Origin of the sequence: Paraburkholderia sp. (genome assembly GCF_049581445.1) — a bacterium.
In the GTDB taxonomy this organism is placed as follows: domain Bacteria; phylum Pseudomonadota; class Gammaproteobacteria; order Burkholderiales; family Burkholderiaceae; genus Paraburkholderia.
Genome location: NZ_JBAURZ010000284.1, coordinates 20,590 through 27,022, shown reverse-complemented (window position 1 = coordinate 27,022; position 6,433 = coordinate 20,590). Strand labels below are relative to the sequence as shown.

Below are 6,433 nucleotides of genomic sequence, written 5' to 3'. Positions count from 1 at the left end.
GGCGATGGGCTCGTACCGGCCTGCATGGTTGCCGTGCACGCTCGCCGACGGGCGGCGCGTGGAGGCGCTCGCTTTCGTGATGCGCCGCGACGTCGCGTCGTACACCGGCAAACTCACCGACAAAATCGTGCAAACCGTATTTGGCTGCGCCAGCGGCCGTTATGGCACGACGCTCGACTACGTGAGCCGCACCACCGCCGCGCTGCGCGAAAGCGGCATGCCGGACCGCGCGCTCGAAGCACTGCTGGCGCGCTGCCGCGAAGCGGGCAGCGACGGCGGCTAAGGCACGCACGGGCCGAATTTTGTTCCACCCATACGTTGCGGGTCTTTATCCGTTACGATTGACGCAGGCTCCGCCCTTGCTGCGCGGCCTTCTCTATGCCGCGCAGCCCACCGGGACACGGTCCTGCCATGCGCGTGGTGTATCCTTAATGCTCTGCAACAGCGCGCCCAGTCTTGCCGGGCGCACCACCATGAACGACACGTATCCCAGTCGACACCGAACTAGCGACAAACCACAGGAAAAGCGCTCCCTGCTTGAGCGTCTGACCGACTTCATCTCGCCCGAACCCGAGTCTCGCGGCGAACTTCTGGAAATCCTGCAGGACGCGCACGAGCGCAACCTGATCGACGCGGATTCGCTGTCGATGATCGAGGGCGTTTTCCAGGTCTCCGAACTCTGCGCGCGTGACATCATGGTTCCGCGTGCCCAGATGGACGCGATCAACATCGCGGAAACCCCGGCGGAATTCATCCCCTTCGTGCTGGAAAAAGCGCACTCGCGCTATCCGGTGTTCGAAGGCAATCGCGACAACATCATTGGCGTGCTCCTCGCCAAAGACCTGCTGCGCTATTACGCGCAAGAAGAATTCGACGTGCGCGGCATGCTGCGCCCGGCCGTGTTCATTCCGGAATCGAAGCGCCTGAACGTGCTGCTGCACGACTTCCGCGTGAACCACAATCACATCGCGATCGTCGTGGACGAATACGGCGGCGTCGCGGGACTCATCACGATAGAAGACGTGCTGGAACAGATTGTCGGCGACATCGAGGACGAATACGACTTCGATGAGGAAAGCGGTAACATCATCGCCTCGCCGGATGGCCGTTATCGGGTCCGGGCGCTGACCGAGATCGAACAGTTCAACGAAACGTTCGGCACGCACTACTCGGACGAGGAAAACGACACCATCGGCGGACTCGTCACGCATCGCTTCGGGCGTGTGCCGCATCGCGGCGAGAAGGTGCGTATCGATGACCTGATCTTCGAGATCCTGCGCGGCGACGCGCGGCAGATTCACATGCTGCTGGTACGGCGCGACCCGCTCGCGGGCCAGCGCGAGCCTGACGCGCAGCACGTGCAGACCTGATCTCTCTTTTTTCTTCCGAAACGACCACGCAATAATGGCCGACCCGATTACTTCCCGTCTGCGCCGCGGCGTGACGTCCCCCGTCGCGCAAGCATCGGGCCGGGCGTTGCCGCGGTGGCACTACCTCGTTGCACTGATCGCAGGCGCGGCGAACACGCTTTCGTTCGCGCCCACGCCGCATGGCGGCTGGCTTGAACTGGCGATCTTCGCGTTCTTCTTTGCGTGGCTCACGCGAACGACCGGCTGGAAGAGTGCTGCACTGACCGGCGGAGCGTTCGGCTTTGGCAACTTCGTCACTGGCGTATGGTGGCTGTACGTCAGCATGCACTACTACGGCGGGATGGCCGCACCACTCGCGGCGGCAGCGTTGGTGCTGTTTTCGTTGTATCTCGCGCTGTATCCGGCGTTGACGGCCGGGATCTGGTCCTTTTGCGCGGGACACGCCAGTAACGGCAAGCTCAATGACAAGCCGTTTTCGCCAACATGGCACGGCGCGTTTGCATTTGCCAGTGCGTGGGCGTTGGGCGAATGGTTGCGCGGCTACGTGTTCACTGGCTTTCCGTGGCTCGCGAGCGGTTATGCGCAGGTGGATGGACCACTGGCTGGATTCGCACCAGTCGCAGGTGTGTACGGTGTCGGCTGGATGCTGGCGCTGGTCGCCGCGCTGATCGTCCAGGCGCTGGTGCGTTTGCGTGAGCCTGCCGACGAGCGCAAGGGCGATAGTCGCATGTCGCGCGTCGTACCGCCGCTTGTCGTGACCGTGTTGCTGATAGCAGCCGGCCTGCTGTTGCCTTGGGTGACATGGACCCAGCCGTCGAACGCGGCACTCAAGGTGCGCCTGCTGCAGGGCAACGTGAAGCAGGACATGAAATTCGAAGAAGCGGGGACCGTGGCCGCGATCAACGAATATCAGCAGATGATCACGGCAAAGCCGGCCGATCTGATCGTAACGCCTGAGACGGCGATTCCTGTGCTGGCTCAGGAGTTGCCGCAGCAGTTTGCGATGGCGATTCGTAACTTCGCGGATACCACCGGCTCGGCGATTCTGTTCGGTGCGATTGGCGGCACGATTACGCCGGAAGGCCGCGTTGTCGACTATACGAATAGCTTGTTTGGCGTCACGCCGGGCTCACATGATCTCTATCGCTACGACAAGCACCATCTGGTGCCGTTCGGTGAGTTTGTGCCGTGGGGATTTCGCTGGTTCGTGAATCTGATGAACATCCCCCTCGGCGATTTCGCGCGCGGTGCGCCCGTGCAGAAGCCGTTTATGGTGCATAACCAGCCGGTTGCGCTGGATATCTGCTACGAAGATATTTTCGGCGAAGAGATTGCGCGGACGATTCGAGAGAGCGACACGCCTGCCGGTGTGCTGGTCAATTCCACCAATCTGGCATGGTTCGGCGACACCATCGCACTGGATCAGCATCTGCAGATTGCGCGGATGCGTTCGCTCGAGACAGGGCGACCGATGCTGCGGGCAACCAACACTGGCACGACTGCCGCGATTGATGCGCATGGGAATGTGTTGGCTCGGCTGGCACCTTATACGGTGGGCTCGATTGATGTCACGATTCAAGGGACGTCGGGAAATACGCCGTACGTGACGAGCGGAAATAACACGGTGCTGGCGGTTTCGTTTTTTTTGCTCGCGTTTGGGTTTGCATTTGGACCCGGGGTGCGACGCAGGAATGGAAACGGCTGATCGGGCTAGCGCTCCGGTTTGCAGAGCGCCATTCATCTCCCGGCATCCCCGCCCCCAAAAAACCGCACCCCGTCCCCTTTCCGTTAAAATCCAAGGTTTAGCACTTCGCTCCACGGCCGCCTCGCGCGCCCCGGCCCCTGCGGCGCGGCCACCATGCCCGAAAGGCACTTCATGCTCACGTTTCAGCAAATCATCCTGACGCTGCAATCCTACTGGGACAAGCAGGGTTGCGCGCTGCTCCAGCCAATCGATATGGAAGTCGGCGCGGGCACCTCCCACGTCCATACGTTCCTGCGCGCGATCGGCCCTGAGCCGTGGCGAGCCGCCTACGTGCAGCCGTCGCGCCGCCCGAAGGACGGTCGCTACGGCGAGAACCCGAACCGCCTGCAGCATTACTACCAGTACCAGGTGGTGCTGAAACCGGCGCCGGAGAACATCCTCGATCTCTACCTCGGCTCGCTTGAAGCGCTCGGTTTCGACCTGAAGCAGAACGACGTGCGCTTCGTGGAAGACGACTGGGAAAACCCGACGCTCGGTGCGTGGGGTCTCGGCTGGGAAGTGTGGCTGAACGGCATGGAAGTGACCCAGTTCACTTACTTCCAGCAAGTCGGCGGTCTGGACTGCAAGCCGGTGCTCGGCGAAATCACGTACGGGCTCGAGCGTCTCGCCATGTACCTGCAGAAGGTCGAGAACGTCTACGACCTGGTCTGGACGGAGTGGGAAGAGCAAGGCCCGAATGGTCCTGAACTGCGACGCCTGTCCTACGGTGACGTGTATCACCAGAACGAAGTCGAGCAGTCCACCTACAACTTCGAGCACGCAAACGTCGATCTGCTGTTCACGTTCTTCAACAGCTACGAAGCTGAAGCGAAGCGCATGATCGATGCGCAGATCGCGCTGCCGGCGTATGAGCTCGTGCTGAAGGCGGGCCACACGTTCAATCTGCTGGACGCACGCGGCGCGATCTCCGTGACCGAGCGCGCGGCTTATATCGGACGCATTCGTAACCTGTCGCGCCAGGTCGCACAGGCTTACTACGATTCGCGCGAAAAGCTCGGTTTCCCGATGCTCGGCAATCCGGTGCACGGTGTGCCCGGCCTCACCACCGACGAACAGGATGCCGCGAAACCCGCCTGGGCGCCGCCGCTCAAAGTCGAACGCAAGATCGACCCGGACTGACGAGAACACGCACACATGACTCATCCCCAACACGCCACCCTGCTCGTCGAACTGCTGACTGAGGAATTGCCGCCCAAGGCCCTCGCGCGCCTCGGCGATGCATTCGCCGAAGGTATCGCCCAGCGCCTCGCGGCGCGCGACCTGATCGAAGGCGAACTGTCGTTCGAACGCTATGCGACGCCGCGCCGTCTCGCGGTCACCATCAAGAACGTGCGCGCTGTTGCGCCGGAAAAGCACGTGCGCGAAAAAGTGCTGCCGGTCTCCGTCGCGCTGGACAAGGACGGCCAGCCCACCGCGCCGCTCGCAAAGAAACTCGCGGCGCTGGGCTTCCCTGATTTCTCGGTGAACGACCTGGAGCGCGCATCGGACGGCAAGGCCGAGGCCTTCTTCCTGCGCTATGCCGCGCCCGGCGCCACGCTCGCTGAAGGCCTGCAAGCTGCGCTCGACGAAACGCTAAACGTCTCGAAGCTGCCCATTCCGAAGGTCATGACGTACCAGCGTCCGGACGGCACCAATATCCAGTTCGTGCGTCCGGCGCAGCGCCTCACCACCTTGCATGGCGAACAGGTCGTGCCAGTCTCGGCGCTTGGCGTCGATGCGGACGACACCACGCTGGGTCATCGCTTCCTGTCCGAAGGCTTCGTGCAGATCCAGCACGCCGACACGTATGCGGAAACCCTGCGTCACAAGGGCCGCGTGGTGGCGAACTTCGCCGATCGCAAGGAAACCATCCGCACGCAACTGCTCGCGCAGGCTGAAGGCGACGTGGTGGTCATGCCTGAGTCGCTGCTCGATGAAGTCACGTCGCTGGTCGAATGGCCGGTGGTGTACACCTGCCGTTTCGAAGACGAATTCCTGCAGGTGCCGCAGGAATGTCTGATCCTGACAATGCAGACGAACCAGAAATATTTCGCCCTCACCGACGACGCCGGCAAGCTGCGCTCGCGCTTCCTGATCGTCTCGAACATCGAGACGCAGACGCCGGGCGACATCATCGAAGGTAACGAGCGCGTGGTGCGTCCGCGCCTGGCCGATGCGAAATTCTTCTTCGAGCAGGACAAGAAGAAGACGCTCGCTGACCGCGTGCCGCTGCTCGCCAACGTCGTGTATCACAACAAGCTCGGCTCGGCACTGCAACGCGTCGAACGGGTCGAAGCGCTGGCCGGTGCCATCGCCTCTCTGATGGGCGCCGACGTCGCGCTCGCGCAGCGTGCCGCTCGTCTCGCCAAGGCCGACTTGATCACCGACATGGTCGGCGAATTCCCTGAGTTACAAGGCACCATGGGCACCTACTACGCACGCCATGACGGCGAGCCGGAAGAGGTGGCGCTGGCCTGTACCGAACACTATCAGCCGCGCTTCTCCGGCGACGCGTTGCCGTCCACCGCAACCGGCACCGTCGTGGCACTTGCCGACAAGCTCGAAACGCTGGTCGGCATCTGGGGTATTGGTCTGCAGCCCACGGGCGAGAAAGACCCGTTCGCGCTGCGTCGTCACGCGCTCGGCGTGCTGCGTATCCTGGTCGAAAAGCAACTCCCGGTCGACCTCGTTGAGCTGCTGCGTACGGCGTACGCACAATTCGCCGCCGTGCCGAACGTCGCAGAATCGACTCAGGCTATTTACGAGTTCTGTATGGATCGCCTGCGCGGTCTGTTGCGCGAGCGTGGCTATTCAGCGGGTGAGATCGATGCGGTTCTCGCGCTCAACCCAACCCGTCTGAACGATGTGGTCGCCCGCCTCGACGCTGTGCGCGAGTTCTCTTCGCTTGCTGAAGCGGCGTCGCTCGCAGCAGCGAACAAGCGCATCTCGAACATTCTGAAAAAGTCGGATGGCGCAACGGTGGGCGGCGTGCAACCCACCTTGCTGATCGAAGCGGCAGAAAAGGCCTTGTACGCGCAACTCGAACAGGTCGCGCCGCGGGTGCAATCGCAACTTACCGCGCATGACTACACGGGCGCGCTCACCGCGCTCGCGGCCTTGCGTGAACCGGTCGATACGTTCTTCAATGACGTGATGGTCAACGCGGAAGATCCGGCGTTGCGTGCTAACCGTCTGGCCTTGCTCGGGGCACTGCATCAGCAGATGAATTGCGTCGCCGACATCTCCAGACTCGCTGCCTGACAGGACCTTAGGCCCGGACCCAAAGCCCGGGCCTAATAAAAGTCGCACTTAAAACACG

5 protein-coding genes are annotated in these 6,433 nt (G+C 62.2%); all 5 read left to right on the top strand.

From position 1 onward, the window contains the following. A partial coding sequence (locus WCA85_RS23650; RefSeq protein ID WP_424067279.1) for a gamma-glutamylcyclotransferase occupies window positions 1-283 on the top strand: 283 nt, incomplete at its 5' end. 190 nt (window positions 284-473) lie between these two features. Continuing rightward, entirely contained in the window at window positions 474-1,370 is an 897-nt protein-coding gene (locus WCA85_RS23645) for an HlyC/CorC family transporter (RefSeq protein ID WP_424067278.1), read from the top strand. Between the two features lie 34 nt (window positions 1,371-1,404). Beyond that, the gene (lnt, locus tag WCA85_RS23640) at window positions 1,405-3,075 is read left to right on the top strand and encodes an apolipoprotein N-acyltransferase (protein ID WP_424067277.1); all 1,671 of its coding nucleotides are present in this window, start codon (window positions 1,405-1,407) and stop codon (window positions 3,073-3,075) included. 171 nt (window positions 3,076-3,246) lie between these two features. Beyond that, entirely contained in the window at window positions 3,247-4,254 is a 1,008-nt protein-coding gene (gene glyQ, locus WCA85_RS23635; protein WP_424067280.1) for a glycine--tRNA ligase subunit alpha, read from the top strand. A gap of 15 nt (window positions 4,255-4,269) precedes the next feature. After that, window positions 4,270-6,375, top strand: coding sequence for a glycine--tRNA ligase subunit beta (gene glyS / locus WCA85_RS23630; RefSeq protein WP_424067276.1), 2,106 nt, complete (start codon window positions 4,270-4,272; stop codon window positions 6,373-6,375). Window positions 6,376-6,433: the final 58 nt, after the last annotated feature.